The organism is Paenibacillus sp. GYB006 (assembly GCF_036577645.1).
In the GTDB taxonomy this organism is placed as follows: Bacteria; Bacillota; Bacilli; order Paenibacillales; family Paenibacillaceae; genus Paenibacillus.
In genome coordinates this window covers 1-206 of the sequence record NZ_JARBDA010000122.1, presented here as the reverse complement: position 1 = coordinate 206, position 206 = coordinate 1, and the positions used below count along the sequence as shown (strand labels likewise).

Here is a 206-nt window from a genome sequence, read left to right as displayed (position 1 = left end):
ACGGTACCAAGTTAGAACCTAGATACGATCAGGGTGGTATCCCAACGTTGCCTCCACACAAGCTGGCGCTCATGCTTCTTAGGCTCCCACCTATCCTGTACAGATCGTACCCAAATCCAATATCAAGCTGCAGTAAAGCTCCATGGGGTCTTTCCGTCTTGTCGCGGGTAACCTGCATCTTCACAGGTATTAAAATTTCACCGGAT

1 rRNA gene is annotated in these 206 nt (G+C 49.0%); it reads right to left on the bottom strand.

The features are described from left to right. A 23S ribosomal RNA gene (locus PV403_RS25420) occupies positions 1-206 on the bottom strand; the annotation flags it as partial.